Consider the following 25,076-nt stretch of genomic DNA (forward strand, 5'->3'; position numbering starts at 1 on the left):
GACATCCGCCGCCCCCCGACCGTTCCTCGGGAGACAACCGCCACCAACCGGCACAACACCCCCGCCCGGGTCCGGACGCCCCTGTCCCCCCTCCGGGACGTCCTGCATAATCAGGCGCGATCGTGAGCCCGGGAACCGCCCCGGGGCACGGAGACCGCCCGAGAACCGAGGAGGACCGGCCGATGCCGGACCAGCACTGCCCGACGTGCGGCACCGCACGCTCCACCGGGTGCGGCTGCGTCCCGGACCCGAGCCTCACCGAGACGGCCGTCCTCCCGCACCTCGAAGGCCCGCCGCTGGTCCGCCCGTACGTGCCGCAGGCGGTCGGCCAGGTCGCCGAGGAGCCCGTGGCGGACGTCCCCGCCGTCGACCCGTTCGCGACCGCCGTCCTGCCGCCGGTCGCCCCGGGACAGCCGGCCCCCGTCCACCCCGCCGCGCCCCCGCCCGCCGCTGCCCCGCCCGTGGTTCCCCCGCTGGGGCCGGACGCCGACGCCTACGCCACCACCGTGCTGCCGCCGGTGCCCGCCTCCGGGCCGGGCGCTTACGCGGCGGCGACGGCCCCGCAGGCCGCGTCCGGCGGCGACCTCGGAGTCTTCCCCTTCGACCATGCACCAACGCCCGGGCCCGAGCCGGAGCCCGTCGGCGGCCGGGCCGCGCGCAGAGCCGCCGAGCAGGCCACGCAGAACCCGCTGGCCCGGCACAAGCTGCTGCTGGCCGGGGTGGGCGCCGGCCTGGTCGCGCTCACCATCGGCATCGCGTACGCGGTGACGCCCTCGCCCGCGCCGACGACCCGGCAGGCGCAGCCGCTGCCCACCACCCTGGCGCCCGCGCCGGTGGAGCCGACCGCCCCGGCACCGACGGACCCGGCCACCCCGCCGCCGACCAGCGAGGCGCCGAGTCCGACGTCGTCCCCCACCCGCAAGCCGAGCCCGACGAAGACGGCCACCCCGGCGCCGACGCCGACCACCCAGGCCCCGGTCGCCGCTCCCCCGGCCCCGGCTTCCGCCCCGACCGCGCCCCCGACACCCACGCCCACCCCCACCACCGCGACGCCCACGCCGACTCCGACGCCGACCCCCACCCCGACGCCGACCCCGACCACCCGGGTGCTCCAGATGGGGATGACCGGCGCTGACGTCAAGGACATGCAGCAGCGGTTGTGGGCGGCCGAGTGCGGATACGTCGACAAGTCGATGATCACTGGCACCTTCGACTTCTGGACCAGGTCGGTGCTCGGCGACTACCAGACCAGCAACCGGATCAAGGGCGAGACCTACGTCTACGGCCCGAAGACCCGGGCCGCCCTGGAGGCCGACCCGGGCTGCTGAGCCCCGCGAACAAGGGGTCAGCCGGTGATCGCCCCGAAGATGCTGATGCCCGCCAGCACCACCATGATCGCCGCCGCGACCCGGATGATCAGCTTCATCGGCACGTACTTGAGCAGCTTCTGCCCGCCCACGATGGCGAGCCCGCCGACCGCGCACAGCGCCAGCCAGGCGCCGAGGCCGACGGCCAGCGGATCGGCGTACTTGGCGGCCAGGTTGGCGGTCATGATCTGGGTCAGGTCGCCGAACTCGGCGACCGCGACGACCACGAAGCTGGCCCCGGCCACCTTCCAGAAGCTGTTCGAGGACGGCTCCTTGGCGGCGTGCCCCTCCTCGTCGTCGCCCCCGCCGTGGAACAGCAGCATGGCCGCGCCGGCCAGGAACAGCACGCCGGTGACGCCCTCCACCCAGCGGTGCGGCAGCAGCGAGAGCAGGTGCCCGGCGGCGAGGGCGAGGACGACCTGAACGCCCATCGCGGCGGCGACACCCGCGAAGACGTAGCTGGCACGGTACTTGGTGCCGAGTACGAGGCTGGCCAGCGCGGTCTTGTCCGGCAGTTCGGCCAGGAAGATGATGCCGAACGTCAGCGCGGCCACGGTCAAACTCATCAGAAAGGGTCCCTCGGTCGGGCTGCCCGGCCTCCGCAGGTCCGTCAGGGGACGCTTCGGCCCGACAGCACTGGTCATGGTCACAGCACTGCGGCCGAAGGTCTCGCCGGCACCGACCCCGGAGGATCGGGTGCCCCGGGCGCCGGGCCCGTGAGGGCCAGTATGTCGACGGTCCGGTGGAGGGCTACTCCCCTTCAACGTGCTCAAGGGTACCCGACCGCGTCCGGTGCCCAAGGCGGCCCGGTCCCCGCCCCCGTCCGGCACCCGCCCCGGCCCGGTACCCCACGCTCACCAACCCACGCTCACCAACCCACGCTCACCAACCCACGCTCACCAGCCCGCGTTCACCAGCCCCCGGCCGACCAGCTCCAGCACCACCACGATCGCCACCGACTCCACCGCCAGCAGCCCGACCAGCACGAACAGCTGCACCGCCCCCGCCTGGACGGGCGAGGCGCCGCCGAGCAGCATGCCGACGAAGGCGCCGGGGAGGGTGACCAGGCCGACCGTCCGGGTCTGGTCGAGGGCGGGCACCAGCGAGGTCGCGGCGGCGGTGCGGCAGATCTCCAGCCGGGCGTCGCGGTCCTCGAAGCCGAGCGCCAGGGCCGCCTCCACCTCGCCGCGGCGCTGCCGCAGTTCGTCGAGGGCGCGCCGCCCGGCCAGCGAGGTGGCGGTGAGCGCGCCGCCGATCAGGATGCCCGCGACGGGGATGACGGACAGGCCCTTGGCCGGCAGCAGCCCGACGGCCAGCAGCAGGGCGAGCACCGGCAGCACGCCGGCGCCGATCGGCGCGGCCGCCCAGACCCAGCCGGGGCCGGGGGTCATCCGCCGCCCGGCGGTGCGCACCGCGACGGTGAACATCAGCAGCACGAACAGCGCCGACCACCAGAGCGAGCCGACCACCCAGCTGATCACCGCGGCGACGGCGGCCAGTTGCACCACCGCGCGCAGTCCGGCCCGCAGCACCGCGTGCCCGTGGCCGAGCAGGCCCCGGCCGGCGACCGCGACGGCGGCCAGCAGCAGGGCGGCGGTGACCACCCCGAGCATCGGGGTGACGGGTAGCAGCTGGCCGCCCGCGGCGGACAGGGTCACCGGTGTCAGATCCAGCTGGTGAACCACATCCGGTCCTGCCAGGACGTCATCGGGATCACCTCCGCCGTGTACAGCGGGTAGAAGAAGGCGAAGCAGGCGACGATGGCGAGCACGATCAGCCCGGCGCCGGCCGCGCCGATCCGGCGGCGTTCGGGGCTGCATCCGGCCGGGCCGAGGATCGCCCCGAGCATCTGCGCGACGGCCAGGCACAGGAACGGCACCAGGACGACCATGTAGAAGGAGAAGACGGTCCGCTCCTGGTATTGGAACCAGGGCAGGTAGATCCCGGCGACGGCGCACAGCACGGCGCCCGAGCGCCAGTCCCGGCGGAAGAACCAGCGCCACAGCAGGTAGACCAGGGCGAAGCAGGCCGTCCACCAGAGCAGCGGGGTGCCGAGGCCGAGGATCTGGGACGCGCAGCCGCCGGTGGCGGTGCAGCCGTGCTGCCCGTTCGGGACCTGCTCCCAGTACATGGAGACGGGGCGGCCGACGACCAGCCAGCTGAAGGGGTTGGACTGGTAGGTGTGCGGGGTGCTCAGCCCGGTGTTGAAGTCGTACATCTGCGAGTGGTAGTGCCACAGGCTGCGCAGCGGCGCGGGCACCCAGCTCATCGACACCTGCGGCAGCGGGACGCCGAGGAAGGTGTCCGGGGACAGGCCGGGGCGGCCGTCGGCCCAGTGCCGGTCGTACCCGCCCTCGCCGTTGCCGCCGCCGGCGAGCCAGCCGGCCCAGGCGCCGACGTACACCACCAGGGCGGAGCCGACCATGGCGAGGAAGGCGGGGACGGCGTCGCGGCGCAGCATCGAGCGCCACGGGCGGCGGGCGCCGGCCCCGCGGCGGCCGGACTGGTCCCACAGGACGGTCAGCAGGCCGAAGGCGGCGAGGATCATCGCGCCGTTCCACTTGACGGCGCAGGCGGCGCCGAGGAGCACCCCGGCGGCGATCCGCCAGGGACGCAGGCCGAGCCGGACGCGGTCGCCGTCGGTGACGCCGGCCAGCCGGGCGCGGACGTGGTCGCGGTCGATCAGGAGGCTGCCGAAGGCGGCGAGCACGAAGAACATCTGGATGCCGTCGAGCAGCCCGACCCGGCTCATCACCAGCTGGAGGCCGTCGACGGCCATCAGCAGGGCCGCGGTGCAGCCGATCAGGGTGGAGCCGAAGAGCCGGCGGCCGATCCGGGCGAGCATCAGCACGGTGACGGTGCCGAGCAGGGCGGTCATGAACCGCCAGCCGAAGGGGTGCAGGCCGAACAGCTGTTCGCCGATCGCCATCACCCATTTGCCGAGCGGCGGGTGGGCGATGAACTCGGGCGCGGAGGTGAGCGGGATGTGCTGCGGGACGGCCAGGACGTCGGCGTTGGCGTGGTCCGGCCAGCTGCCCTCGTAGCCCTGCCGCAGCAACGACCAGGCGTCCTTGGGGTAGTACGTCTCGTCGAAGACGAAGGCGTTGGGGTAGCCGAGGTTCCAGAACCGCAGGAGGCCCGCGAAGAGCGCGACGCCGATCGGCCCGAGCCAGCCGGACCAGTCGGCCGGCAGGCGGAGCAGCCGGCCCCGGGCCGGTGCCGGGGCGGCGGGGGCCGGGGCCTGGGCCGCCGGGGGGTGCGTGAGCGCCGCTTGCGTCATTGCCTCGCCGATTCGCCTGTCTCCTGTGCCGGCCGGGTCTCCTGTACCGACCGGGCCGGGCGGCCAACAGCCACTGACACTATGTGGCGGTGGTCGCGAAGCCAAGCGCGACGGGCGCCGACCAGGTGACCCGGTCGGCGCCCGTCGACACGCCTGTTCGATCGGCGGTCACGCCGCCGTCTGCAACCCCCGTCGGCGGTCACGCAGCCGTCTGCAACTCCCGGACGACCGTGGTGCGGACCACGGCCGGGGCCGCGTTGTCCTGCTCCGGCGTGAGGTACGGGCGCAGCCGCAGCGCCAGGACGACGATCAGCAGCGTGGAGCCCGCCATGGCCGCGAGGTAGAGCGGCCAGGTGCCGGAGCCGACCAGCAGCACGCCGACGGCCGGGCCGACCGCGATGGCGATCTGCTTCACCAGGGCGTACCCGGAGTTGTAGGTGCCGAGCAGCCGGGCCGGGGCGAGGTCGGCGACGATCGGGCCCATGGTGGGCGCGAGCAGCGACTCGCCGACGCCGAACAGGGCGTAGATCGAGACGATCGCGACCGTGGCGGCCATGGTCTCGGTCCGGATCAGGCCGGCCACCAGGGCCATCGCCCAGGCGCCGAGCCAGACCACGCCGGCCGTGGCCATCGCGGTGGTGCGGCGGCGGCGCGCGGTGATCCGCACCATGAACATCTGCAGGACGACGATGGTCAGCGCGTTGGCGCCGATCGCGAAGCCCAGGGTGGAGGGCGCGGTGCCGACGGTGTCGGTGGCGAAGGCCGCGACGCCGGACTCGAACTGGCCGTAGCAGGTGAAGAAGATCAGCCCGGCGAGCACGCAGAGCCGCAGCATCGCCTTGTCGGCGACCAGCGCGCGCAGGCCGGTCGGACCGTCGTTCTTCTCCTGGAGCGGGATCAGCGGGTTGGCCGGCATCCGGGCGGTGCCGGTGACCAGGGCCAGGCCGAGGAAGGTCGCCGCCTCGATGGTGAACAGCCGGGTGAGGCTGGCCGGGTCGGCGACGTTCACGATCTGGCCGCCGACCAGGGCGCCGATGCCCATGCCCAGGTTGACCAGGGTGAACTGGAGCGCGAAGGCGTGCGAGCGGGTCGCTGCCGTCGAGCAGCGGACGATCATCGTGGCGAGCGCCGGCTGGCAGGTGGTGACACCCGCGCCGAACAGGAAGGAGGAGACCAGCAGGGCCGGGGTGCCGGTGGCGTGGCCGAAGGCGAACGCGCCGGTGGCGGCGAGCGCCGTACCGGCCAGCAGGACCGGACGGGGACCGTACCTGTCGATGCCGCGACCGGTGAACGGCAGGACGGCGAGCGCCGCCAGCGCGAAGACGGTGAACACCATCCCGGCCGCCAGCGAACCCAGCCCGCGCACCTGGTCCACGTACACGAACATGTACGGCATCGTGAAGCCGCTGCCGAACGCGCTGAGCGCGTTGCCGATCTGGACGCGGCGCAGCGGGCCGCCCGCCCCGCGTCGCTGCCGCCCCTGCTGCTTCACCGTGCCGGTCACCGTGCACATCCCTTCCTGGATTCAACTGGATACTCTTAAGTCCAGAAGATTTCAGAGCTAAAGTTTGACAAGATAAATTCTTAGCACTGGAAGAGTGTGGAGTCAAAGGCTTAAGAGATGCACGCCCCCGTGCGACACTGGTCCGCATGACTACGGACAAGCCCCCGCCGGCCACCGCCAGGGAGCTCGGCATCACCGAGCAGGTGGCCGTCTACCAGCGGGAATTCCCCACCGTCGACCCCCAGGTGGAGACCATCGTGCAGACCCTGTCCCGGGTCGCCCGGCGGATGGGCGTGGCCTACGACCGGCAGCTGACTGTGCTGGGAATCACGGCCGCCGAGTGGGAGGTGCTCAAGGCACTGGTGGTCTCCGGCAGCCCGTACCAGCTCGGACCGGGCGAGCTGGCCAAGCGGCTCGGGCTCACCCCGGCCGCGATGACGCACCGGATCGACCGGATGGTGACCGAGGACCTCGTCACCCGGGAGCGCGACGAGACCAACCGGGTCCGGGTGATCATCGAGCTGACCGAGAACGGCCGCGACAAGTGGCTGGAGTCGATGCGGATGGCGGCGGTGTTCGAGGAGGAGCTGCTCCAGGACGTCACGGGCGAGGAGCGGGCCGTGCTGTCCGCGATGCTGGCGCGGATGCTGCGGCGGATCGAGGAGAGCCAGCCGGACGCGCTCGGGCGCACCGCCGACCTGGCCTGAGCCGCGCGCCCGGGTCGCGCCCCCGAAACGCAACGAGTCCGGCCCGCCGGGGGTGCTCCCCCGGCGGGCCGGACCGCTTGGTTCAGGTGCTGCGAGGGTCCGTCAGGCCCTCAGTCCGTGCCGCCCGAGGGGTCAGCAGGCGCCGTTGTCGGTCCAGACGCCCCACTGGCCGCTCTGGCTCGGGTCATCGCCCTTGGTCCACCACTTGTTGGTGTAGTAGTGGCCCTTCCACGAGACCTTGGTGCCGCCGGCCGCGTAGGTGGTGTTGGCGTCCCAGCTCGGGGCGGCCGGGCAGCCGGCCGGCGAGGTCGGGGTGCCGGTGGGGGTACCGGTCGGGGTACCCGTGGGGGTGCCGGTCGGCGTGCCCGTGGGCGTGCCGGTCGGGGTCTGGGTCGGGGTCGCCGTGCTGCTCGGGGTGCCGGTCGGCGGGGCCGGGCAACCGGCGGCGGAGCCGTTGGTGGCGTTCACCATCGTGTCGAACAGGCCGGTCTTGGTGCCCAGGTCGTACAGCGAGAAGGCGAAGGAGCCGCCGAGGCCGTTGCAGTGCGCGTAGTCGAGCTTGGCCTGGATCGACCGGGTGTCCTCACCGCTCCAGAAGGTGTTGCCGTCGTAGAAGTACGTGGCCTTGGCGTCGTCGTCCCAGAAGGTCCTGGACGGGTTGTCGACGAAGCCCGCGAGCTCCTTGTACATCTGGATGCCGGGGACATTGCCGGACATCGCCGCGCCGGTCGCCGGGCTGGCGGCGGGCTGGAACAGGCCGTTCTTGCCGTTGTTCTGGACGCCGGTCCAGCCGCGGTAGTAGAACGGCACACCCATGTTGATCTTGTTGGCGGGGAAGCCGCCGGGGATCCCGTAGTCCGCGTCGCCGACCGTCCACGCCTTGATGGCGTTGTCGATCGAGTACTTGCCGTGGCCCGGCTTGACCGGGGTCGACGGGTCGTTCGGGCCCGCGTAGAGCGCGGCCTGGTGGTTGGTCGGCCCCTGGGCGTCCCAGCCGCCGTGCATGTCGTAGGTCATGACGTCGAGGAAGGTGAGGTACTGACCGATCTTGTCGGTCTCGACGTTCATGATCTTGTCCTGGCCGGCGCCGACCGCCGCCGACAGGGCGTAGGTCTTGTTGTCGGCCTTGCCCTGGGCGTCCAGCTGGGTGCGGAACTCCTTCAGCAGCGCCGTGAAGTTCTGCTTGTCGGCCGGGCTGGAGATGTTGCCGGTGTGGCCGCCGCCGCCCGGGTACTCCCAGTCGATGTCGATGCCGTCGAAGATGCCGGCGCCGGAGCCCGGGCCGCCGTAGCCGGCGTCGCTCGGGAGGTTGCCCTTGATGAACATGTCGAGGCAGGACGAGACCAGGTGCTTGCGCGAGGCGTCCGTGGCGGAGGCCGGCGAGAAGTACTTGGAGTAGGTCCAACCGCCGATCGAGAGCAGGATCTTGAGGTTGGGGTTCTTCGCCTTCAGCTTCTTCAGCTGGTTGAAGTTGCCCGCGATCGGCTGGTTCCAGACGTCGCCGACGCCGTCGACCGAGATGTCCGCGCCGAAGCTCTTCTGGTAGTCGGCGAACGCGTCGGCCGCGCCGTCACCCGCGTTGGGGTTGTTGTCGTTCGTGTCGGCGGCCTTGGTCGCCTCGAAACAGCCCAGGTCGGTCGGGTGGATGTTCGCGAAGTCGTAGATCAGGTAGTCGAGCTTCCCGGCCACGCCGGTGTCCTGGATCGTCTTCGGGTAGTACGCGTTGGCGTAGACCGACCACTGGTCGTAGTAGGCGACCTTGATGCCGCCGCTGGTGGCGGCCGCGCCGGTGGTGTTGGTGGTCGCGGCGTTGGCCGCGGCGCCGCCGGTCAGCGCGAGGCCCGCGCCGAGCAGCACGGAGGCGGCGGTGCCGGCCGCGACGGCGGCCAGGCTCTTCGGGCGGCGTCGACGGCCGCCCGTCGGAGCCGGGGTCCCGGCCCTTTCAATGCGTGAACGCAGCATGGGTGCGTGACTCCTGGTTGTGGGGGTTTTCCGTCGTCCCGTGGGGGTGCGCCCGAGGTGGGGTCGGGCGACCGGGACATGACAGCTCAGTGCGGGGAATCGTGCGGGATCAGCGGGATCGGGCCTGGACGGACACCGGGATGTGCCGAACCGGCGCCCGCGGCACGAGGCCGTTGACGCCGGTTCAGGGGCTCCCTGCACCTGGGCAATAAAAATGGACTAGACCAACTCCCCCGTCAAGGGGTCCCGTTGGGCCTTGAGCCGCGCTTAAGGTTCGGCCCCCGCCCGGCACCCGCGCTGACCTGCGAGCCAGCAGCGGGAAGTCAGTGGCGGGGAAGTCAGTAGCGCAGCGCGTTCGCCACCACGGCCTTCAGGCTGCCCGAGAGGTCCCGGTTGCTGCGCGCGGTGGCCTGGGCGCTCCGGCCGGCCGCCACGTCCTGGACCGTCACCGCGGTCGCGTCCTGCACCGTGCCGGAGTCGTCGGTGAAGTCGACCTGGATCACGTACCGGTACGACTGCTGCCCGTGGTTGGTGACGGTCAGCTCCACCTGCGCCCTGCCGTCCGAGCCGGTGCTCACCGCCCCGACGGCCACGTCCCCCTTGGCGTCCAGCCCGCCCTTGATCCCGGAGACCGCCGAGGAGGCCGCCGACACCGCCGCCGAGGCCCGCGCCTCCGCCGAGGCGATCACCGCCCCCGCCCCGCCCGCCACCGAGGCCAGCGCCGAGGCGGCGGAGGCCGCGGCCGAGGCGCCCCGCTCGATCGCGGCGGAGGCCGAGGTGGCCACGCTGCTCGCGCTCTTTCCGGAGGAGCAGCCCGCCAGCGCCGCCGCGGCGACCATGGTGGCGGCCAACACCCCGGCCACCGCCCGGCGTTGGCGGCGCACCGGCGGCGCGTCCAGCTGCCGCGCGGTGACCCGCGGCCTCGAACCGATCCGGGTGAGCGGCTGGCGGTCCATGCGGTCCAGGCGGTCCATGCGGTCCCTCGTTTCTGCCCCGGCGCCGGGCTGCCCGGCACGCCTTCCCGACCACCCTCCGAGGGCCGCCCGGGGGCCGCCAGCAGGACTGGTGCCTCCGGGTGACCGGGGCGAGCAGGCCGGCGAGGGCCGCCCGGGGGCCGCCGGCGCGTCAGGACAGCCCCGAGCCCTCCTGCTCGTCCGCCTCCATCGCGGCCCGCTCCTCGCGCAGCCGCACCACGTGCCGGCGCCGCGCCACCACGCCGTACGCCCCGGCGACGGACCCCGCGAAGGCCACCAGGCCCATCCACGGCTGGTCGAGGACGTGGCAGGTCAGGTGGTCCAGCGAGTACCGCCCCGGACCGGCCAGGCCGAGCGCCAGCCCGGCCGCGCCGAGGAAGGCCGGGTACTCGTAGCCGCCGGAGGTCGCGAAGAAGCCCCCGGGGGCGTGCACCGCCACCGCGCCGGCCATCGTCCCGGCCACCACCGCGCCGGCCGCGCCGGTGGCCAGCCCGGCGACCAGCAGCACGCCGCCGCCCGCCTCACCGGCGCCCGCCGCGATGGCGCTCTGTCGGCCGGGGTGGAAGCCCATGTGCTCCATCGCCTGGGCGGTACCCTCCAGGCCTCCGCCGCCGAACCAGCCGAACAGCTTCTGGGTGCCGTGCGCGATCAGCACCCCGCCGACCGCGCCGCGCAGGGCCAGCAGGCCCAGGTCCTTACGGTTCAGACACATGTCGCATCCTCGTTCCCGGGGAGGTGATCCGACTTCCATGGGAGCCGAGAGCGCGCACCCGTTCGAGCCAGGACGGCCATCCGGGCGAATTCGTCGGCGACCGGGAATGAACCGCTCCCCGGCGAGATTCACGCCACGCCCGACCGCGGGGCGTGGCGTGGCGGAGCGGCCGCACCGGCCACCGCGGTCATGCTTGGCGCATGTTCGTCTTCAATCTGAGCAGCGCCTTCATCACCTTCTTCGCCGTGGTCGGCCCGCCCAAGGTCCTGCTGGCCTTCGCCCGGCTGGCCTCCACCCGGAGCACCCGGGAACTGCGACGGCTGGCGGCGTGGAGCACGATCATCTCGGCGGTGATCGGCCTGGTGCTCGGCTTCACCGCGGACGAGGTCACCACGCTCTTCCACATCAGCGACCAGTCGCTGCAGCTCGCGGGCGGGACGATCTTCTTCATCTACGCGGTCGCGCTGGTCTTCGGCGTCCACCTCGGCGGCGAGAACGAGGACGACGACCACCTGCCGAACCCGATGGTGGACGGCATCCGCGAACTGCTGCTGCCGTACATCGCCAGCCCGCTCGCGGTCACCGCCGTGCTGGTCGCCTCGCTCGCCCGCAACGACTGGAGCTGGAAGGCCACCATCGGCGGGGCCTACCTCGCGGTCGTGGTGATCAACTACGTCTGCGTGGCCCTGCTGGCGCCGCTGATGCAGCGCACCCACCGCACCTCGCTGGAGGTGCTCTCCCGGCTGCTCGGGCTGCTGCTGGCGGCGGTCGGCGTGGAGCTGTTCCTGACCGGCCTGGCCGGGCTCGGGGTCCACCTGCCCGAAGGGCACTGAGCCCGGCCGCCGCCCGTCAGGCCGCCACCCGTCAGACCGCCGCCCGTCAGACCGCGGCCGCCGCCAGCCGGGCCAGCACCTCGCCGATCCGCTCCCGCACCAGCGGATCGGCGACCAGCCCGTCCGGGCCGACCGCCCCGCGGTCCAGCGGGATGCGGACGCAGGCCCCGTCCACCACCGCCGCGCCGGTGTAGCCGAGGACGGTGCGCAGGGTGGCCTCGGCGCCCTGGCCCCGGCCCGGGCCCGCCGCGTTGATCCAGCCGGCGGGCTTGTCCGCGATCTCCGTCCCGCCGACCGTCCAGTCCAGCAGGTTCTTGAAGGAGCCGGGCAGCGTCCCGGCGTACTCGGGGGTGCAGACCAGCAGCGCGTCGGCGGCCCTGACGGCGGCGCGCAGGGCGGCCACCGGCCCGGGCAGCGGGTCGGTGTCGTGGTCCGGGTTGAAGTGCGGCAGGCCGGCCAGCCCCGCGTAGTAGGTGGCCCGCAGGCCCGGGGTGGCGGCGGCCACGGCGGCGGCGGTGCGCAGCACCGTCTCGTTGGCGGAACCGGCCCGCAGGCTCCCGGGCAGCAGCAGGATGTGGCGCTCGTTCGGCATGCCGAGGAACCTACCGTTCCGGCCCCGGGCCGCACGGCGGTCGCGACGGCGCCATCGCGCTGTGGCGCTACGGCTCCTACGCCCCGGCGGGCGCGACCACCGGCCGCCAGGGCACCGGGCTGGAGAGGATCATCGAGCTGGACGGCTGGCCGTAGCCGCCGAGCCGGTCGCACAGGGCCTCGAAATCGGCCATCGTGGGCACCGCGACCAGCAGCGCGCAGCAGGCCCCTCCGGTGACCCGGTGCAACTGGAGCACCTCCGGCCAGGCGGCCACCTGGGGGTCGCGCAGCACGCAGCGCGGGCCGTAGCACTGGATCTGGACCAGCGCGGTGATCGGCAGTCCGGCCCGGCTGAGGTCCACGTGGGCGTGGTACCCGGTGATCACGCCGTCGGACTCCAGTCGGCGGACCCGTTCGGCCACCGCAGGTGCGGACAGGCTCACCCGGCGGGAGAGTTCGTTGTAGGAGAGCCGGGCGTCGGTCTGCAACTCGGCCAGCAGGCGGCGGTCGACGGCGTCCATGGCGGCTCCCGGAGTGACTGGAATGGGTGGTTTCGCGATCGTAAAGCGAATCGGCCGAACGCCTCGCGAACAACAGCCCGGATCGCGGTTGCGGTGTCCGTCGACCATTCAACCGGGGGGTCGCACCGCCGCACAATGGGCACCCCGGTGGAACCAGGCCATCCGTCTGGTCGCCGGTCCGGGCGACGGGCCCGGGTGGATCAGGAGGAATCGGGATGGGGCACGACACGGTGGAGACGCCCAGCCTGTCGTTCGGTCGGCGCGGGGAGCCGGATCGGGGCACCCCGTACGCCCGCTACGTGTGCCTGGACGAGCTGCACAGCCTGCAGCACCCGCGCAGCAAGGTGCCGGCCGAGCTGTCGTTCATCGTCACCACGCAGGTGATGGAGCTGCTGTTCGACCTGTTGCGGCACGAGTGGACGCTCGCCCAGCGCGCGCTGCGCGAGGACGACCTGCCCGCCGCACTGGCCGCGCTGCGGCGCGGCACCCACGTGCAGGACGTGCTGGTGGAGTCCTGGGACCTGCTGGCCACCATGACGCCGCAGGAGTTCAACGGCTTCCGCGCGGCGTTCGGCCAGGCCTCCGGCTTCCAGTCCGCGGCCTTCCTGCACCTGGAGTTCCTGCTCGGCAACAAGAACGCCGCACTGCTCACGATGTACGACGGGATGCCGCGGACGCAGGCCGAGCTGACCGAGGCGCTGCGCTCCCCCGGCCTGTACGACGACGCGCTGGCCCTGCTGGCACGGCGCGGCCTGCCGCTGCGCCCGGAGCCCTCCGAGGAGCGCTACCGCGCCAGCGACGAGGTCGCCGCGGCCTGGCGCCTGGTCTACACCGACCCGGAGCACGCCGGACTGCGGCCGCTCGCCGAGGCGCTGCTGGACGTCGCCGAGCGGGTCACCCGCTGGCGCCAGCGCCACCTGTCCGCGGTCAAGCGGACCATGGGCGGCAAGCCCGGCTCGGGCGGCTCCAGCGGGCTGAGCTGGCTGCGCAGGTCCGCCGAGCAGGACGTGTTCCCGGAGCTGTGGACGATCCGGGACGAGCTGTGAACGAGGGGATGGGCATGGTCACGCGCGAGGAGTGCGCGGCGCTGGACGCCGTCGACCCGCTGGCGGCGTTCCGCAAGGAGTTCGCCCTGCCGGACGGGGTGGTCTACCTGGACGGGAACTCGCTCGGCGCGCTGCCGGTGCGCACCGCGGAGCGGGTGCGGCAGGTGGTCGAGGAGGAGTGGGGCCGGGAGCTGATCCGCAGCTGGAACGACGCGGGCTGGTTCGAGCAGCCCTACCGGCTGGGGCGGCGGATCGCCCCGCTGGTCGGGGCCGGGCCGGAGGAGGTGGTGGTCTGCGACACCACCTCGGTGAACCTGTTCAAGGTGCTCGTCGCCGCGCTGCGGCTGCGCCCCGGGCGGCGCACGGTGCTGGGCGACGGCGAGGCGTTCCCGACCGACCTGTACATCGCCGAGGGCGCCACCGGCCTGGTCGAGGGCGCGCGCAGCGTGCTGGTCCGGCCCGAGGAGCTGGACCGGCACCTGGACGGCGACGTCGCCGCGGTCGTCCTCTCGCACGTGGACTACCGCACCGGCGAGCTGCTGGACCTGCCCGGGATCACCGCCCGGGTGCAGGCCGCGGGCGCGCTGATGATCTGGGACGTCTGCCACTCGGTGGGCGCGCTGCCGGTCGAACTCGGCGCCGCGGGAGCGGACTTCGCGGTCGGCTGCACCTACAAGTACCTGAACGGCGGCCCCGGCTCGCCGGCCTTCCTGTACGTCGCCGAGCGGCACCTCGCGGCCGGCCCGCGGCAGCCGCTGAGCGGCTGGTTCGGGCACGCCCGCCCGTTCGCCTTCGAGCCCGGGTACGACCCCAAGCCGGGCATCGGGCGCTTCCTGACCAGTTCGCCGTCGCTGCTCGGGCAGGCCGCGCTGGGCGCGAGCCTGGACGTCTGGGAGCGCGCCGACCCGGCCGCCGTCCGGGCGAAGAGCCTGGCCCTGACCGACCTGTTCATCGGACTGGTCGAGGGGTTGGACGGGATCGAGGTGGTGACCCCGCGCGAGCACGCCCGGCGGGGCAGCCAGGTCGCGCTGCGGCACGCCGACGGCTATCCGGTGGTGCAGGCGCTGATCGCGCGCGGCGTGATCGGGGACTTCCGCGCGCCCGACCTCATGCGGTTCGGCTTCACTCCGCTGTACCTCTCGTACACCGACGCCTGGGACGCGGCCCGGGAGCTGGCCGAGGTGCTGGCCGGCGGGGAGTGGCGGGAGGAGCGGTTCTCCCTCCGGGGCGAGGTGACCTGAGGCCCGGCGCCGCGCCGCGGCCCGCCATGGAACAGTGACGCACGTCATGCCCAGGTAAAGTTCGACCCTCATCACCCTTGGGAAACCTCCCGATTGACTCACCGTCAGCCACAAGGGGAGGTTTGCGTGAACATCGAACTCGGACCGCTTTCGCCCGAACCCTTCATGCTGGCCCTGGGGTTGACCCTGTTCTTCCTGATCACGTGGACGCTGGGCCACCGCATCCTCCCCCGCGTCGAGCGGATTCAGGCCGAGCGGTGGGACGCGACCGAGGGCCGCGCCGAACGCGCCGAAGCCATCCGCGCCGAAGCCGAGGCCGCCCACGACGCCGGCCGACAGGAACTGGCTCAGGCCCGGCACGAGGCGGCCCGGATCCGACAGGAGTACGCCGAGCAGGGCGCGGCGGCCGTCGCCGCGGCCCGCGCGGAGGGCATCCGCGACCGGGACCGGCTGGTCACCGCCACCCACGCGCGGATCGCCGCCGACCGGGCCGAAGCTGCCGAACAACTCCGGCAGGACGTAGGAGAGTTGGCCGTGACGCTGGCCGGCCGGGTGGTCGGTGAACCGGTGCACGCCGTCGCCGCCGGCCGCCGCACGGTGGACCGCTTCTTCCGCTCCCGCTGAGCCGCCGTCGGCCCCTCGCCCGTGCTGGGCGAGGGGCCGACGCATGCCTGCGGCGGGCCGTCGACACGGCCCAGGCCGCCCGGTCGGGGTCGACACGGGCGGCCTGGGCCGTTGTTGCTGCTCGGGCGTCCTTGCGCTGGGCAGGCCCTAGCTGTGGCGACCGCGACGGCGGGCGGCCAGGACGGCGAGACCGCCGAGGCCGAGCAGGCCGACGCCGGCCAGGCCGAAGACCACCGGGGCGTTGCCCGCGCCGGTGGAGGGCAGCTCACCACCGCCACCGGGGTGGTGGCTGGTCGGGTGCTCGGACGGGTGGTGGCTGGTCGGGGCCGGACCCGAGCTGGACGGACTGGCCGAGGGCGAGGAGGACGGTGACGACGACGGCGAGGAAGAGGGCGACGACGACGGCGAGGAGGACGGGGAGGAAGAGGGCGAGGAGGACGGTGACGACGACGGCGAAGAGGAGGGCGACGACGACGGCGAGGAGGACGGGGAGGAAGAGGGCGAGGTGGACGGCGACGGGCTCGGCGTCGTCTGGCAGTCCGGCAGGTCCCCGTCGAACGGGTAGCTGTGGATCTCGTAGCCGCCGGTGCCGGTGTGGATCAGGTTGCCCGCGAGGTACACCCGGCCGTTCATCCCGGGCTGGGCGATGGTCGTGGTGCCGCCCGGATTGCCGGCCAGGACCGAGCCCTGGAACTGGGCGCTGCCGAGGATCTGCGCCGAGGTCGCGGTCGGGAAGTTGTACATCAGCTTCGACCGCATGTCGGTGGTCTGGTCCCCGGCCAGGCCGGTGCCCGTGTAGGTGTTGATGATCGGGCTGTCCCCGAGCATGTTCACCACGACGGTGGCCCCGGCCGGGATGTTGTTGAAGACCAGTCCGATCTGCCCGCCGCTCGGCGAGGCGAGGTTCTGGGTGACGTTGAAGACCTGCTTCAGGCTGGTCCCGTCACCGGTGAGGGTCGCCTGGCTGGAGGAGATGTCGACGGTGCCGGTCGCGGCGGCCTTGCCGACGCAGTCGGAGATCTCCTCGATCTGGGTGAGCACCGTCTGGTACGGGGCGGCGGCGTTCGGGTCCTGGATCGACTGGCCGGTGGGGTCGATGCTGACGGTGCCGGTGACGGTGCCCGCGTGGCGCAGGTTGCCGAAGGCCGGGCCGTGGGAGTCGCTCCCGCCGATCAGGATCGAGTTGCCGGTCACGACGTCGACGTTGCCGCCGGTGGTGACGAAGTCGCTGCCGTTGGGCGGCACGACGCGCGAGCCGACGCCGACGACGCCCATGTTGTAGATGCCGCCGCCGTTCTTCTCGACGGTCAGGTTCCCCAGCGCGACGATCTTGCCCTCGGCCTCCGCGGCGCGACCGGTCACGGTGTAGTCGCCGCCGGTGAAGACGTTGATGCTGGCGTCCCGGCCGGGGAAGTCGCCGTTGTTCGGCGGCGGCCAGGTGGCGGGGCAGTCGGGGCCCGTGCAGGCGCCCAGCGGCGGGGCGAGCGGCGCGGCCGAACCGACCGTCAGCACGGCCGCCAGCGGCAGCGCCGCGACGACGGTCGCCACGGCGACCCGGACGGTCCGACGCCTGCGGGTGGCGGGTTCTCTTCTCACGGCGGTCGTTCTGTGATCCGGCGTACCGGTGCCCTGACCCATCGACACATTCCTCCGCGCATAGGAAAAGGAGCAGGTGCGCATAACCTGCCCCGTTCGTACTATCTGCTGGCGATCCCGCAGATCCGGGACATCCAACATCAAATCGGGCGATTCCTACCCTACAGATCCTCAGATCCGATCCGAGAATCCACCGCGCGGCGCAGCAGTCGCCTCCCACCGGCCCTGCCCGGACGACCTCCGCGCCGCCCCCGCCCGACGCCCGCGCCCGTTAGGTTGGAGCAATGACCTCCGAGGCCCAGGACCAGAGCACGCCGCTCGTCGCCGTCGCGTCCGCCGACGCCGTACTGCGGCACCCCGAAGCGGGCGAGCACCTGCTCACCCCCCTCGAACTCGAACGCGCCGCCCGCTTCCGGCACGAGTCCGGGCGGATCGACTTCACCGCCGGCCACGTGCTGGTCCGGCTCTGCGCCGCCCGGCTGCTCGACGTCCCGGCGGCCTCGCTCACGCTCGCCCAGCAGTGCCCGGACTGCGGCCTGGCCGACCACGGCAAGCCGTACCTGCCGGACCACCCCGAGGTGCACGTGAGCCTGTCGCACACCCGGGGCGTGGTCGCGGCCGGAGCCGGCCACCAGCCGGTCGGGGTGGACGTCGAGCTGGCCGCGCGCGGTGGGTCGCTGGGCGCGGTCGCCCGCCGGGTGCTCTCCCCCGCCGAACTGCGCCTGGTCGAGACGGCACCGGAGCCGGACCAGGCGTTCCTGCGGCTGTGGGTGCGCAAGGAGTCGCTGATCAAGATCGGGCGGGCCACCCTGGACACCCTGGCCTCCGTCGACCTGTCCGACCTGCCCCTGGACGTCCCGCCCGGCGCCCCGCTGCGCAGCCGCCACCAGGACCTGCACCTGCTCGACTGGGCCGACCCGGAGCACGGCGCCGCCGTCGCGGCGGTCAGCACCGCCGCGCCGAGGATCGTCCGGCTGACGACGGCGGGCTGACCAGGGCGGAGCTCCGCCGTCCTGCGGAACGAGCACGCCCACCCGCGCGGCGGGCCCCCGGATAAGCGGTGTTAGCGTGCCTGATCGCGGGCGCGCCGCCACCGGACGCCCGCCGCACCAGCTGCCCACCGCCGGATGTAAGGGTGTCCCCGCCATGGCCAAGTTCCTGCTGAGCCTGCACGTCCTCGCGTCGGTCCTGTTCATAGGCCCGGTCGCGGTGGCCGTCAGCATGTTCCCGCGCCGGGCCAAGGCCGCGCTGGCCGGCGGGCCGGACCAGGCCTCGGACGCGGGCGTGCTGCGGATCCTGCACCGGATCACCCAGGTCTACGCCCTGCTGGGGGTCGCGGTGCCGGTGATGGGCATCGGCCTCGCCCAGGTGATGGACGTGCTCGGGCAGTCCTGGATCATCGTCTCGATGGTGCTCACCGCGATCGCCGCGCTCTCGCTGCTGCTCTTCGTCCTGCCCGGGCAGCAGGCCGCGGTGGACGCGCTCGGCGCCGACACCGCGCCGGAGCAGCACGCCAAGGCCGTCCAGGGCCTGCGGCTGCTGCCGATGACGGCCGGGGTGTTCAACCTGCTGTGGGCGGTGGTCGTGGTGCTGATGGTCATCCGGCCGGGGTCGAGCACCGGCGTCTGAGCCGGGCCCCCGAAGCCGTACCGAAGCCGTAGCGAACGAGGGACTCCACCGCCCGGCCGTGCCGGCCGAAGCCACGCCGACCGGGCCGGAAGGCCCTCTCCCCCGGGGCGGGCCCGGTCCAGTACCGTCCTGGCCATGACGATCATGGCGGGCATGGGCAGCCCGACAGGTACCGGAGTCGGTCCGCTGCTGCGCGGCTGGCGCGAACGGCGACAGCTCAGCCAGTTGCAACTGGCCCTGCGGGCGGACTCCTCGACCCGGCACCTCAGCTTCGTCGAGAACGGCCGGTCCCGCCCGAGCCGGGAGCTGGTGCTGCGGCTCGCCGAGCACCTGGACGTCCCGGTCCGCGAGCGCAACACCCTGCTGCTCGCGGCCGGCTACGCCCCGCACTTCCCCGAGACGCCGTTGGACGACCCGTCGATGGACGCGCTGCGCGGCGGCCTGGAGCGGCTGCTCGCCGCCCACGACCCGTACCCGGCGCTGGTCGTCGACGGGACCTTCCGGGTGCTGGCGGCCAACCGCTCGCTCGGGCTGCTCCTCGACGGCGTCGCCCCGCACCTGCTGGAACCGCCGCTCAACGCGATGCGGATCGCCCTGCACCCCGAGGGGCTGGCGCCGCGCATCGTGAACCTGCCGCAGTGGCGGCGGCACCTGCTGGAGCGGGTGGAGCACCGGATCGAGCTGCTGCGCGGCGAGGCGCTGCGGCGGCTGTACGAGGAGGTCGCCGGCTACCCGACGGCGGCGGACGACCCGGGCCCGGGCGGGGAGCAGGCGGACGGCGCCGGGCTGTTCCCGTTCGCGCTGCCGATGCGGATCCGGCACGAGGGGCGGGTGCTGTCGTTCCTGTCCACCATCACGACCTTCAACACGCCGCTGGACGTGACGGTCTCCGAGCTGGCCATGGAGACCCTCCTGCCGGCCGACGCGGAGACGGTGCGGTTCCTCCAGGACGCGGTCGGCCCGGAGCGCTGACCCCGGTTCAGGTGCGGCGCCCCTCGGTGCCGCCCCCGACGCCCCCGACGCGGCCGACGCGACCGTCGCGTCGGCGCAGCGCGGTGAACTGGAGGACGGCGAACAGGGCCACCACCACCGCCTGCACCGGGATCCAGACGGCACCGGCCGTGGTCGGCTCCAGCCAGGCCGCCATCGCCACCAGGCTGAGCACCACCCAGACGGCGTTGAGGTCGATCACCGCCCGCACCGCGAGCCGCGGCGGCCACCGGCGGGCGGCCAGGGCGCCGACCCCGAGGGCGTAGCCGGTGAGGAAGAGCCCGAGGGCGAGCAGGACACTACGGCCGACCCCGAGCAGTTCGCCGACCGGGCCGGCGAAGGCCAGGTAGACGAGGCCGTTGCCGCCGGTGACCAGGGCGTCCAGGGCGAGCACGCCGCGCACCGTCCACAGGGGGGAGGCGGAGCCGGGGCGGGCGGGCGTGAGGGTGTTCGCGGACATGGCGGGTCAGCCTCCTGACGGGGATGGGGCCCGGCGGCGGTGACGCCGGCCGGGCCCCCCACCCTGCCCGCCCGGCCGCCGGGCGTCGATTACCCCGCAGGTAAGGGCCCGGGGCCGGGGGCGCTCAGGGCCGCACCCCCGGCGACCGGCCGCCTCAGCCCGGCAGCCCGAAGAGCCCGGCGGCGTTGTCGTGGCAGACGGCCCGCAGCCACTCCTCCCCCAGCCCCAGCCCGGCCAGTGCCTCCAGCTGGTGCACGTACCGGTACGGGATGTTGGGGAAGTCGCTGCCGAGCAGGACGCGGTCCTGGAGGCCGCGCAGGCGCGGCAGTTCGGCGCGCGGGAACGGGACGTCGGCCTCGGCGAAGTCCGTGAAGGCGATCGTGGTGTCCAGCCGGACGGCCGGGTGGCGCTCGGCGAGGTCGAGGAAGTCGCGGTACTCGGGCATGCCGAGGTGGGCGACCACCAGGACCAGTCCGGGGTGGCGCTTCAGCACCTCGCCGATCGGACCGGGGCCGGTGAAGTCGCCCGGCACCGGTCCGGACCCGCAGTGGGTGACCACCGGCGTGCCGGTCTCGGCGAGCAGCCCCCACACCTCGTCCAGCTGCCGGTCCGCCGGGTCGTAGCCGCCGACCTGCACGTGCGCCTTGAACACCCGGGCGCCGTCCTCGATCGCGCGGGCCACGTAGCCGGGCGCCTCGGGCTCGGGGAAGAACGTCGCGGTGTGCAGGCACTCCTGGGTGCGGGCGGCGAAGTCGGCCGACCACGCGTTCAGCCAGCCGGCCATGCCGGGCCTGTGCGGGTAGAGCATCGAGGTGAACGCCCGGACGCCGAAGTCCCGCAGCCGCTGGACGCGCTGCGCCTCGGCCTCGCGGTAGGTGATCGGCCAGGGCCGGTTCACCAGCGGGCCGGCCGCGTCGAAGTACGCCCACACCTTGTCGAGGACGTTCTTCGGCATGAAGTGGGTGTGCACGTCGATGAGGCCTGGCAGGCCCAGGGCCTGCCAGAACGCGCGGACCTCCTGGGATTCGCTCACGCCGGCACCGGGCGGGCCCGGTCGATGATCCCGGCGGTGTCGACGCCGGACGGCAGGGTGCCGAAGGCGGAGCCGCGGTCGCCGGCGAGGCGGGTGGCGCAGAACGCGTCGGCCACCGCCGGGCTGCCGTGGCGGACCAGCAGCGCGCCCTGGAAGGCCAGCGCCATCGACTCGACCAGCCGGCGCGTCCGGTACTCCAGGTCGGCCTGGTCGGTGAGCTGCTTGCGCAGGTCGGCGACGGCCGCGTCCAGCCGGCGGTCCGCCCCGGCGGCGGCGTCGAGCTCGCCGAGCAAGGCCTCGACCGTCTCCGGGCGCTTCGCCATGGCGCGCAGCGCGTCCAGGGCGGCGACGTTGCCGGAGCCCTCCCAGATCGACACCAGAGGCGCCTCCCGGTAGAGCCGGGGCATCCCGGACTCCTCGACGTAGCCGTTGCCGCCCAGGCACTCCAGCGCCTCGGCGGCGTGCGCCGGGCCGCGCTTGCAGACCCAGTACTTGGCCACCGCCAGGCCCAACCGCCGTACCAGCGCCTCGGGTTCGTCCCCGGCCAGGGCCAGGTCGGTGCTCTGGGCGAGCCGCATCGCGACGGCGGTGGCCGCCTCGGACTCCACCACCAGGTCGGCGAGCACGTTGCGCATCAGCGGCTGGTCCACCAGCGGCCGGCCGAACGCGCGCCGGTGCAGGGCGTGGTGCACGGCCCGGGTGGCGCCGTAGCGCATGCCGGAGGCGGCGCCGACGGTGCAGTCCAGACGGGTCATGTTGACCATCTCGATGATGGTCGCCACCCCGCGCCCCTCCTCGCCGACCAGCCAGCCGACCGCGCCGTCGTACTCCAGCTCGGCGGAGGCGTTGGACTTGTTGCCGAGCTTGTCCTTGAGCCGCATCAACTGGAGGCGGTTGCGGGTGCCGTCCGGGAGGACGCGCGGCAGCATGAAGCAGCTGAGCCCACCCGGCGCCTGGGCGAGCGTCAGGAACAGGTCGGACATCGGCGCCGAGGTGAACCACTTGTGGCCGGTCAGCCGGTAGGTGCCGTCCGGGTGCGGGGTCGCGGTGGTGGTGTTGGTGCGGACGTCCGAGCCGCCCTGCTTCTCGGTCATCGACATGCCGGCGATCAGCCCGCGCTTGGTGCGCGGCTCGCGCAGCCCGAAGTCGTACGTGGTGGCGGCCAGCAGCGGCTCCAACTCGCCCGCCAGGGAGGGGTTCGCGCGCAGGGCCGGGACGGCGGCGTAGGTCATCGAGATCGGGCAGGTGTGGCCGGCCTCGACCTGCCCCCAGACGAAGAACTTGGCGGCCCGGGCGGAGTGGGCGCCGGGCCGCTCGTCCCGCCAGGGCGCGGCGTGCAGGCCGTGGGAGACGGCGGTGCGCATCAGCTCGTGCCAGGCCGGGTGGAACTCGACCTCGTCGACGCGGTGGCCGAAGCGGTCGTGGGTGCGCAGGACGGGCGGGTTCTCGTTGGCCAGCCGGCCCCACTCGGCGGCCTGCTCGGAGCCGGCCAGGCGGCCGAGCTCGTGCAGCTCGGCCTCGGCCCAGCCGGCGCCGGCCCGGTGCAGGGCGGCGAGCAGGGTCGGATCGGCGGCGGTGTCGTGTCCGTACGGCAGGGGCACCTGGTTGGTGACCTCATGCGTCGCTGTCATCGCGTCCTCCCAGGGCACGCAGAGTGAAGGAGACCAGGGCGGGGACCACGTCGGTGGTGCCCGCCGGCTTCGTGGGCGCGGCCGTCCGTGCGGGCGCGGCCGTTGCCTCAGGCGCGGGCGCGGGCGCGGGCGCGGCCGCGAGCGGGCCGGCCAGCGCCTCGCCGACCGCACCGACCAGCGCGGCGGCGGTCAGCACCGGGTCCTGCTCGGGGAGTTCGCCGCTCGCCACGGCGGCGGCGATCTCGGTGGCGATCACGTCCCGGAACGCCCGGCGGAACACCAGGCGCTCGCTGTCCACGACCGCGTCGGCCGGCTCGACCAGCAGCGCGTACGCCAGCCGGGGCGCGCGCAGGGCGCGGGCGGCGAAGGTCTCGACGACCGCGGCGATCCGCTGCCGCGGGCCCTCCCGGAGGGCGACGGCCGCGTTGACGGCCGCCATCTCGTGGGTGACCACCCGGCGGAACAGCTGCACGGACAGCTCGGCCTTGTTGGCGAAGTGCTGGTAGAGGCTTCCGGTGGCGATCCCGGCGCGGTCCGCCACGGCGGCCATCGTGCAGCCGCCGTAGCCGCGTTCGGCGAGCAGCAGGACGGCCGCCTGCAGCACGGCCTCGCGCTGGGTGTCCAGCCGGGCTTGGACGGCGGGCGTGCGTCGGTAGGCCATGAAAGTATTGAAGCACTGATTCAGTGCTTCGGTGAGGGGTCGGCCCCGCCAGATGCGCGAGGAGGCCGCCCCCGGCTGGGGACGGCCTCCTCCAAGGCGTCACACGGTGTCACGGCCTGCCGGTTACAGCGGGTGGCGCTCTACAGCGGGTGGCGCTGCGACTCCAGCTTCAGGCCCTCCTCGTCGAGCGGGCCGAACGGCGGGATCTGCTGCTTCTTGCCGAGCGAGCGGGCGGCGTCCTGGTCGCCCAGGCCGGCCCACTCCAGCACCTTGGCGGTCGCCTCCGCCGACTGCGCGGCCGGCAGCTGGCCGATGTTGGAGCCGTGGTTGCCGCCCGGCACGGTGTAGACGTAGCTGTCGTCACTGCCCCGGCCGAGCTTGAACGGCTTGGCGCCCCACGGGTCGTTGCCGCCGTAGACGTAGATGATCCGCTCGGCGTCGTGCTTCACCCAGCGGTCGATGTCCCGCATCGCGTTCGGGTTGAAGGAGATCGGGATCTCCTTCGGCACGTACGACCGGGCCGAGTACAGCTCCTTGTAGTCGTAGTGCAGCACGCCCTTGAGGTGCGAGACGTCGAAGAACGGCGCACCCAGCTCGGTCGCGGCCTGGTAGTAGTACGCGGTGTACTTCGCCAGCGACTGGTCGCTGTTGCCGGTGATGCCGGACTGCGAGTCGAACCACGCGTACAGCGCGTCGTCGGTCGCGGTGGCCGCGGCCGGGACCTTGGCGCAGTCCGCCTCGGTGCTGTACTGCCAGAACGCCCAGACCACGTCGAGCACGCCCGCCTCGTACGCCCGGTCCGGCGTGCCGAGGGTGTTGAAGGTCGAGCCGGCGGCCTTGTTGTCGGCCACGTAGCGGGTCTCCAGGCGGTCGCGGCGCACCAGCAGCTCGCGCTGGGCGGCGTTCAGCGCGGCCCGGCACTCGGGGGTGCCGACGGTGCGGAAGAAGTTGGTGTAGGCCGCGTAGTCGTTGACGTCGGTGTTGTTCGGCGCCACGTACGCGATCGTGCCCGCGACGTCGTCCGGGTAGAAGCGGCGGAAGTAGGTGGAGGACATGCCGCCCTTGCTGGCGCCGGTGGAGAGCCACTCCTGCTGGTATATCCGCTTGAGCGCGGTCACCAGCCGGTGCGAGTCGGCGGCCTGCTGGCGGATGCCGGCCTTGGACCAGTCCGCCGGCTCGGGGCGCGACGGGGTGAAGTACCGGTACTCGATGGACACCTGGTTGCCGTCCACCAGCCGGGTCGGCTCGGTGCGGGACGGGTTGGTGCCCAGCGTGTAGCCGTTGGTGTAGAAGACGGTCGGGCGGTCGTAGCCCCGGTGCAGCACGCTGAAGCGCTGCTGGAAGGTGCCCAGCCAGGGGCGGAAGTGGTCGATCGGCTGGGTGTAGGTGAGCAGGAAGTAGCGGTGGCCGGTGGTGGTCGGCTTCTCCTCGGTGATCGTCACCCCGGGGATCGCCGCCAGCCGGTCCTTGATGTCGGCATTCGGGTCGTCGGCGGGGCTCCGGCCGTGGGCGGCCTCGGCGGCGCCGGCGCCCTGGGCACCGGCGGCCAGCGCCGGGGTCGCCAGGCCGCCGAGCGCGAGCAGCGGTATCAGCAGGACGGAAACCAGCAGCCTTCGCAGCGTGGTGGTCATCAACTCTCCATTGGTCACACGGATATGACTGCCGCCCTGTCGGGACGGCAGCGCGGCGCGGGTGGTGCGGCGGCCGCCCGGTG

At 73.4% G+C, this 25,076-nt stretch carries 24 protein-coding genes; 9 read left to right on the top strand and 15 right to left on the bottom strand.

What is annotated here, in order from left to right:
- Positions 1 to 182 precede the first annotated feature (182 nt).
- On the top strand, positions 183 to 1,328 hold the full coding sequence (locus AB0P03_RS11255) for a peptidoglycan-binding domain-containing protein (RefSeq protein WP_363628610.1): 1,146 nt from the start codon (positions 183 to 185) through the stop codon (positions 1,326 to 1,328).
- Positions 1,329 to 1,345: 17 nt separating this feature from the next.
- Here the strand turns inward: AB0P03_RS11255 and AB0P03_RS11260 are convergent, their stop codons facing one another.
- The 4 genes from AB0P03_RS11260 to AB0P03_RS11275 all read right to left on the bottom strand — a co-directional run bounded on the left by AB0P03_RS11260 (position 1,346) and on the right by AB0P03_RS11275 (position 6,151).
- Positions 1,346 to 1,936 carry a TMEM165/GDT1 family protein gene (locus AB0P03_RS11260; RefSeq protein ID WP_350878273.1) on the bottom strand — a complete coding sequence of 197 codons (591 nt, stop codon included), beginning with the start codon at positions 1,934 to 1,936 and terminating at the stop codon, positions 1,346 to 1,348.
- A gap of 327 nt (positions 1,937 to 2,263) precedes the next feature.
- A complete protein-coding gene (locus AB0P03_RS11265) occupies positions 2,264 to 2,980 on the bottom strand; it encodes an ABC transporter permease (RefSeq protein ID WP_363580974.1) in 717 nt (238 codons plus the stop codon).
- A 50-nt stretch (positions 2,981 to 3,030) separates the two neighbouring features.
- On the bottom strand, positions 3,031 to 4,647 hold the full coding sequence (locus AB0P03_RS11270) for a phospholipid carrier-dependent glycosyltransferase (protein WP_363628611.1): 1,617 nt from the start codon (positions 4,645 to 4,647) through the stop codon (positions 3,031 to 3,033).
- Positions 4,648 to 4,846: 199 nt separating this feature from the next.
- Positions 4,847 to 6,151 (bottom strand): MFS transporter, encoded by a 1,305-nt coding sequence (locus tag AB0P03_RS11275; RefSeq protein WP_363628613.1) that lies wholly within the window; start codon positions 6,149 to 6,151, stop codon positions 4,847 to 4,849.
- A gap of 146 nt (positions 6,152 to 6,297) precedes the next feature.
- Here AB0P03_RS11275 and AB0P03_RS11280 point away from each other — a divergent pair, with 146 nt between their 5' ends.
- Positions 6,298 to 6,858 (top strand): MarR family transcriptional regulator, encoded by a 561-nt coding sequence (locus tag AB0P03_RS11280; protein ID WP_363580762.1) that lies wholly within the window; start codon positions 6,298 to 6,300, stop codon positions 6,856 to 6,858.
- 132 nt (positions 6,859 to 6,990) lie between these two features.
- Here AB0P03_RS11280 and AB0P03_RS11285 read toward each other — a convergent pair whose 3' ends face one another.
- The 3 genes from AB0P03_RS11285 to AB0P03_RS11295 form a co-directional block, all read right to left on the bottom strand.
- Positions 6,991 to 8,820 (bottom strand): glycosyl hydrolase family 18 protein, encoded by a 1,830-nt coding sequence (locus tag AB0P03_RS11285; RefSeq protein WP_363580760.1) that lies wholly within the window; start codon positions 8,818 to 8,820, stop codon positions 6,991 to 6,993.
- A 338-nt stretch (positions 8,821 to 9,158) separates the two neighbouring features.
- Positions 9,159 to 9,794, bottom strand: coding sequence for a hypothetical protein (locus tag AB0P03_RS11290; protein WP_363628614.1), 636 nt, complete (start codon positions 9,792 to 9,794; stop codon positions 9,159 to 9,161).
- A 151-nt stretch (positions 9,795 to 9,945) separates the two neighbouring features.
- Positions 9,946 to 10,506 (bottom strand): DoxX family membrane protein, encoded by a 561-nt coding sequence (locus tag AB0P03_RS11295; RefSeq protein ID WP_363580756.1) that lies wholly within the window; start codon positions 10,504 to 10,506, stop codon positions 9,946 to 9,948.
- A gap of 200 nt (positions 10,507 to 10,706) precedes the next feature.
- On the opposite strand from AB0P03_RS11295, the gene AB0P03_RS11300 reads away from it, so the two are divergent.
- On the top strand, positions 10,707 to 11,339 hold the full coding sequence (locus AB0P03_RS11300) for a MarC family protein (protein WP_363580754.1): 633 nt from the start codon (positions 10,707 to 10,709) through the stop codon (positions 11,337 to 11,339).
- Between the two features lie 46 nt (positions 11,340 to 11,385).
- Here AB0P03_RS11300 and AB0P03_RS11305 read toward each other — a convergent pair whose 3' ends face one another.
- Positions 11,386 to 11,931, bottom strand: coding sequence for an NAD(P)H-dependent oxidoreductase (locus AB0P03_RS11305; RefSeq protein ID WP_363628616.1), 546 nt, complete (start codon positions 11,929 to 11,931; stop codon positions 11,386 to 11,388).
- A 76-nt stretch (positions 11,932 to 12,007) separates the two neighbouring features.
- Positions 12,008 to 12,451, bottom strand: a complete 444-nt coding sequence (locus AB0P03_RS11310) for an Lrp/AsnC family transcriptional regulator (RefSeq protein WP_063347413.1) — start codon at positions 12,449 to 12,451, stop codon at positions 12,008 to 12,010.
- A 215-nt stretch (positions 12,452 to 12,666) separates the two neighbouring features.
- On the opposite strand from AB0P03_RS11310, the gene AB0P03_RS11315 reads away from it, so the two are divergent.
- From AB0P03_RS11315 to AB0P03_RS11325, 3 genes are all read left to right on the top strand, one after another.
- On the top strand, positions 12,667 to 13,497 hold the full coding sequence (locus AB0P03_RS11315; RefSeq protein WP_363580750.1) for a tryptophan 2,3-dioxygenase family protein: 831 nt from the start codon (positions 12,667 to 12,669) through the stop codon (positions 13,495 to 13,497).
- 14 nt (positions 13,498 to 13,511) lie between these two features.
- Positions 13,512 to 14,738, top strand: a complete 1,227-nt coding sequence (gene kynU, locus AB0P03_RS11320; protein ID WP_363628617.1) for a kynureninase — start codon at positions 13,512 to 13,514, stop codon at positions 14,736 to 14,738.
- 126 nt (positions 14,739 to 14,864) lie between these two features.
- The gene (locus AB0P03_RS11325; RefSeq protein ID WP_363580746.1) at positions 14,865 to 15,362 is read left to right on the top strand and encodes a hypothetical protein; all 498 of its coding nucleotides are present in this window, start codon (positions 14,865 to 14,867) and stop codon (positions 15,360 to 15,362) included.
- Between the two features lie 147 nt (positions 15,363 to 15,509).
- On the opposite strand, the gene AB0P03_RS11330 is transcribed toward AB0P03_RS11325, so the two are convergent.
- The gene (locus AB0P03_RS11330; RefSeq protein WP_363628618.1) at positions 15,510 to 16,958 is read right to left on the bottom strand and encodes a choice-of-anchor A family protein; all 1,449 of its coding nucleotides are present in this window, start codon (positions 16,956 to 16,958) and stop codon (positions 15,510 to 15,512) included.
- Positions 16,959 to 17,242: 284 nt separating this feature from the next.
- Between AB0P03_RS11330 and AB0P03_RS11335 the strand changes: the two genes are divergently transcribed.
- The 3 genes from AB0P03_RS11335 to AB0P03_RS11345 all read left to right on the top strand — a co-directional run bounded on the left by AB0P03_RS11335 (position 17,243) and on the right by AB0P03_RS11345 (position 19,559).
- Complete coding sequence (locus tag AB0P03_RS11335) at positions 17,243 to 17,950, top strand: 4'-phosphopantetheinyl transferase superfamily protein (protein WP_363580742.1); 708 nt, start codon at positions 17,243 to 17,245, stop codon at positions 17,948 to 17,950.
- A gap of 154 nt (positions 17,951 to 18,104) precedes the next feature.
- On the top strand, positions 18,105 to 18,587 hold the full coding sequence (locus tag AB0P03_RS11340; RefSeq protein ID WP_063347418.1) for a DUF2269 family protein: 483 nt from the start codon (positions 18,105 to 18,107) through the stop codon (positions 18,585 to 18,587).
- A 135-nt stretch (positions 18,588 to 18,722) separates the two neighbouring features.
- Positions 18,723 to 19,559, top strand: coding sequence for a helix-turn-helix transcriptional regulator (locus AB0P03_RS11345; protein ID WP_363580740.1), 837 nt, complete (start codon positions 18,723 to 18,725; stop codon positions 19,557 to 19,559).
- Between the two features lie 7 nt (positions 19,560 to 19,566).
- Here AB0P03_RS11345 and AB0P03_RS11350 read toward each other — a convergent pair whose 3' ends face one another.
- The 5 genes from AB0P03_RS11350 to AB0P03_RS11370 form a co-directional block, all read right to left on the bottom strand.
- Entirely contained in the window at positions 19,567 to 20,037 is a 471-nt protein-coding gene (locus AB0P03_RS11350; RefSeq protein ID WP_363580738.1) for a hypothetical protein, read from the bottom strand.
- A gap of 154 nt (positions 20,038 to 20,191) precedes the next feature.
- Complete coding sequence (locus AB0P03_RS11355; RefSeq protein ID WP_363580736.1) at positions 20,192 to 21,070, bottom strand: amidohydrolase family protein; 879 nt, start codon at positions 21,068 to 21,070, stop codon at positions 20,192 to 20,194.
- Positions 21,067 to 22,701 carry an acyl-CoA dehydrogenase family protein gene (locus AB0P03_RS11360; RefSeq protein WP_363580734.1) on the bottom strand — a complete coding sequence of 545 codons (1,635 nt, stop codon included), beginning with the start codon at positions 22,699 to 22,701 and terminating at the stop codon, positions 21,067 to 21,069. Before AB0P03_RS11360 ends, AB0P03_RS11355 begins: the two co-directional genes overlap by 4 nt.
- Positions 22,685 to 23,362 (bottom strand): TetR/AcrR family transcriptional regulator, encoded by a 678-nt coding sequence (locus AB0P03_RS11365; RefSeq protein WP_363580732.1) that lies wholly within the window; start codon positions 23,360 to 23,362, stop codon positions 22,685 to 22,687. The genes AB0P03_RS11360 and AB0P03_RS11365 overlap by 17 nt, the downstream gene beginning before the upstream one ends.
- 140 nt (positions 23,363 to 23,502) lie before the next feature.
- Positions 23,503 to 24,993 (bottom strand): S28 family serine protease, encoded by a 1,491-nt coding sequence (locus AB0P03_RS11370; protein ID WP_363628620.1) that lies wholly within the window; start codon positions 24,991 to 24,993, stop codon positions 23,503 to 23,505.
- Between the last annotated feature and the right edge of the window lie 83 nt (positions 24,994 to 25,076).

The sequence above is a fragment of the Kitasatospora sp. NPDC088779 genome, assembly GCF_040685395.1.
Lineage (GTDB): Bacteria > Actinomycetota > Actinomycetes > Streptomycetales > Streptomycetaceae > Kitasatospora.

Coding starts and splice junctions, on each gene's coding strand:
- AB0P03_RS11255 (WP_363628610.1), top strand. CDS start 183: ATGCCGGACCAGCACTGCCCGACGTGCGGCACCGCACGCTCCACCGGG.
- AB0P03_RS11265 (WP_363580974.1), bottom strand. CDS start 2,980: ATGCTCGGGGTGGTCACCGCCGCCCTGCTGCTGGCCGCCGTCGCGGTC.
- AB0P03_RS11270 (WP_363628611.1), bottom strand. CDS start 4,647: ATGACGCAAGCGGCGCTCACGCACCCCCCGGCGGCCCAGGCCCCGGCC.
- AB0P03_RS11280 (WP_363580762.1), top strand. CDS start 6,298: ATGACTACGGACAAGCCCCCGCCGGCCACCGCCAGGGAGCTCGGCATC.
- AB0P03_RS11285 (WP_363580760.1), bottom strand. CDS start 8,820: ATGCTGCGTTCACGCATTGAAAGGGCCGGGACCCCGGCTCCGACGGGC.
- AB0P03_RS11290 (WP_363628614.1), bottom strand. CDS start 9,794: ATGGACCGCCTGGACCGCATGGACCGCCAGCCGCTCACCCGGATCGGT.
- AB0P03_RS11295 (WP_363580756.1), bottom strand. CDS start 10,506: ATGTGTCTGAACCGTAAGGACCTGGGCCTGCTGGCCCTGCGCGGCGCG.
- AB0P03_RS11300 (WP_363580754.1), top strand. CDS start 10,707: ATGTTCGTCTTCAATCTGAGCAGCGCCTTCATCACCTTCTTCGCCGTG.
- AB0P03_RS11305 (WP_363628616.1), bottom strand. CDS start 11,931: ATGCCGAACGAGCGCCACATCCTGCTGCTGCCCGGGAGCCTGCGGGCC.
- AB0P03_RS11310 (WP_063347413.1), bottom strand. CDS start 12,451: ATGGACGCCGTCGACCGCCGCCTGCTGGCCGAGTTGCAGACCGACGCC.
- AB0P03_RS11315 (WP_363580750.1), top strand. CDS start 12,667: ATGGGGCACGACACGGTGGAGACGCCCAGCCTGTCGTTCGGTCGGCGC.
- kynU (WP_363628617.1), top strand. CDS start 13,512: ATGGTCACGCGCGAGGAGTGCGCGGCGCTGGACGCCGTCGACCCGCTG.
- AB0P03_RS11335 (WP_363580742.1), top strand. CDS start 17,243: ATGACCTCCGAGGCCCAGGACCAGAGCACGCCGCTCGTCGCCGTCGCG.
- AB0P03_RS11340 (WP_063347418.1), top strand. CDS start 18,105: ATGGCCAAGTTCCTGCTGAGCCTGCACGTCCTCGCGTCGGTCCTGTTC.
- AB0P03_RS11345 (WP_363580740.1), top strand. CDS start 18,723: ATGACGATCATGGCGGGCATGGGCAGCCCGACAGGTACCGGAGTCGGT.
- AB0P03_RS11350 (WP_363580738.1), bottom strand. CDS start 20,037: ATGTCCGCGAACACCCTCACGCCCGCCCGCCCCGGCTCCGCCTCCCCC.
- AB0P03_RS11360 (WP_363580734.1), bottom strand. CDS start 22,701: ATGACAGCGACGCATGAGGTCACCAACCAGGTGCCCCTGCCGTACGGA.
- AB0P03_RS11365 (WP_363580732.1), bottom strand. CDS start 23,362: ATGGCCTACCGACGCACGCCCGCCGTCCAAGCCCGGCTGGACACCCAG.
- AB0P03_RS11370 (WP_363628620.1), bottom strand. CDS start 24,993: ATGACCACCACGCTGCGAAGGCTGCTGGTTTCCGTCCTGCTGATACCG.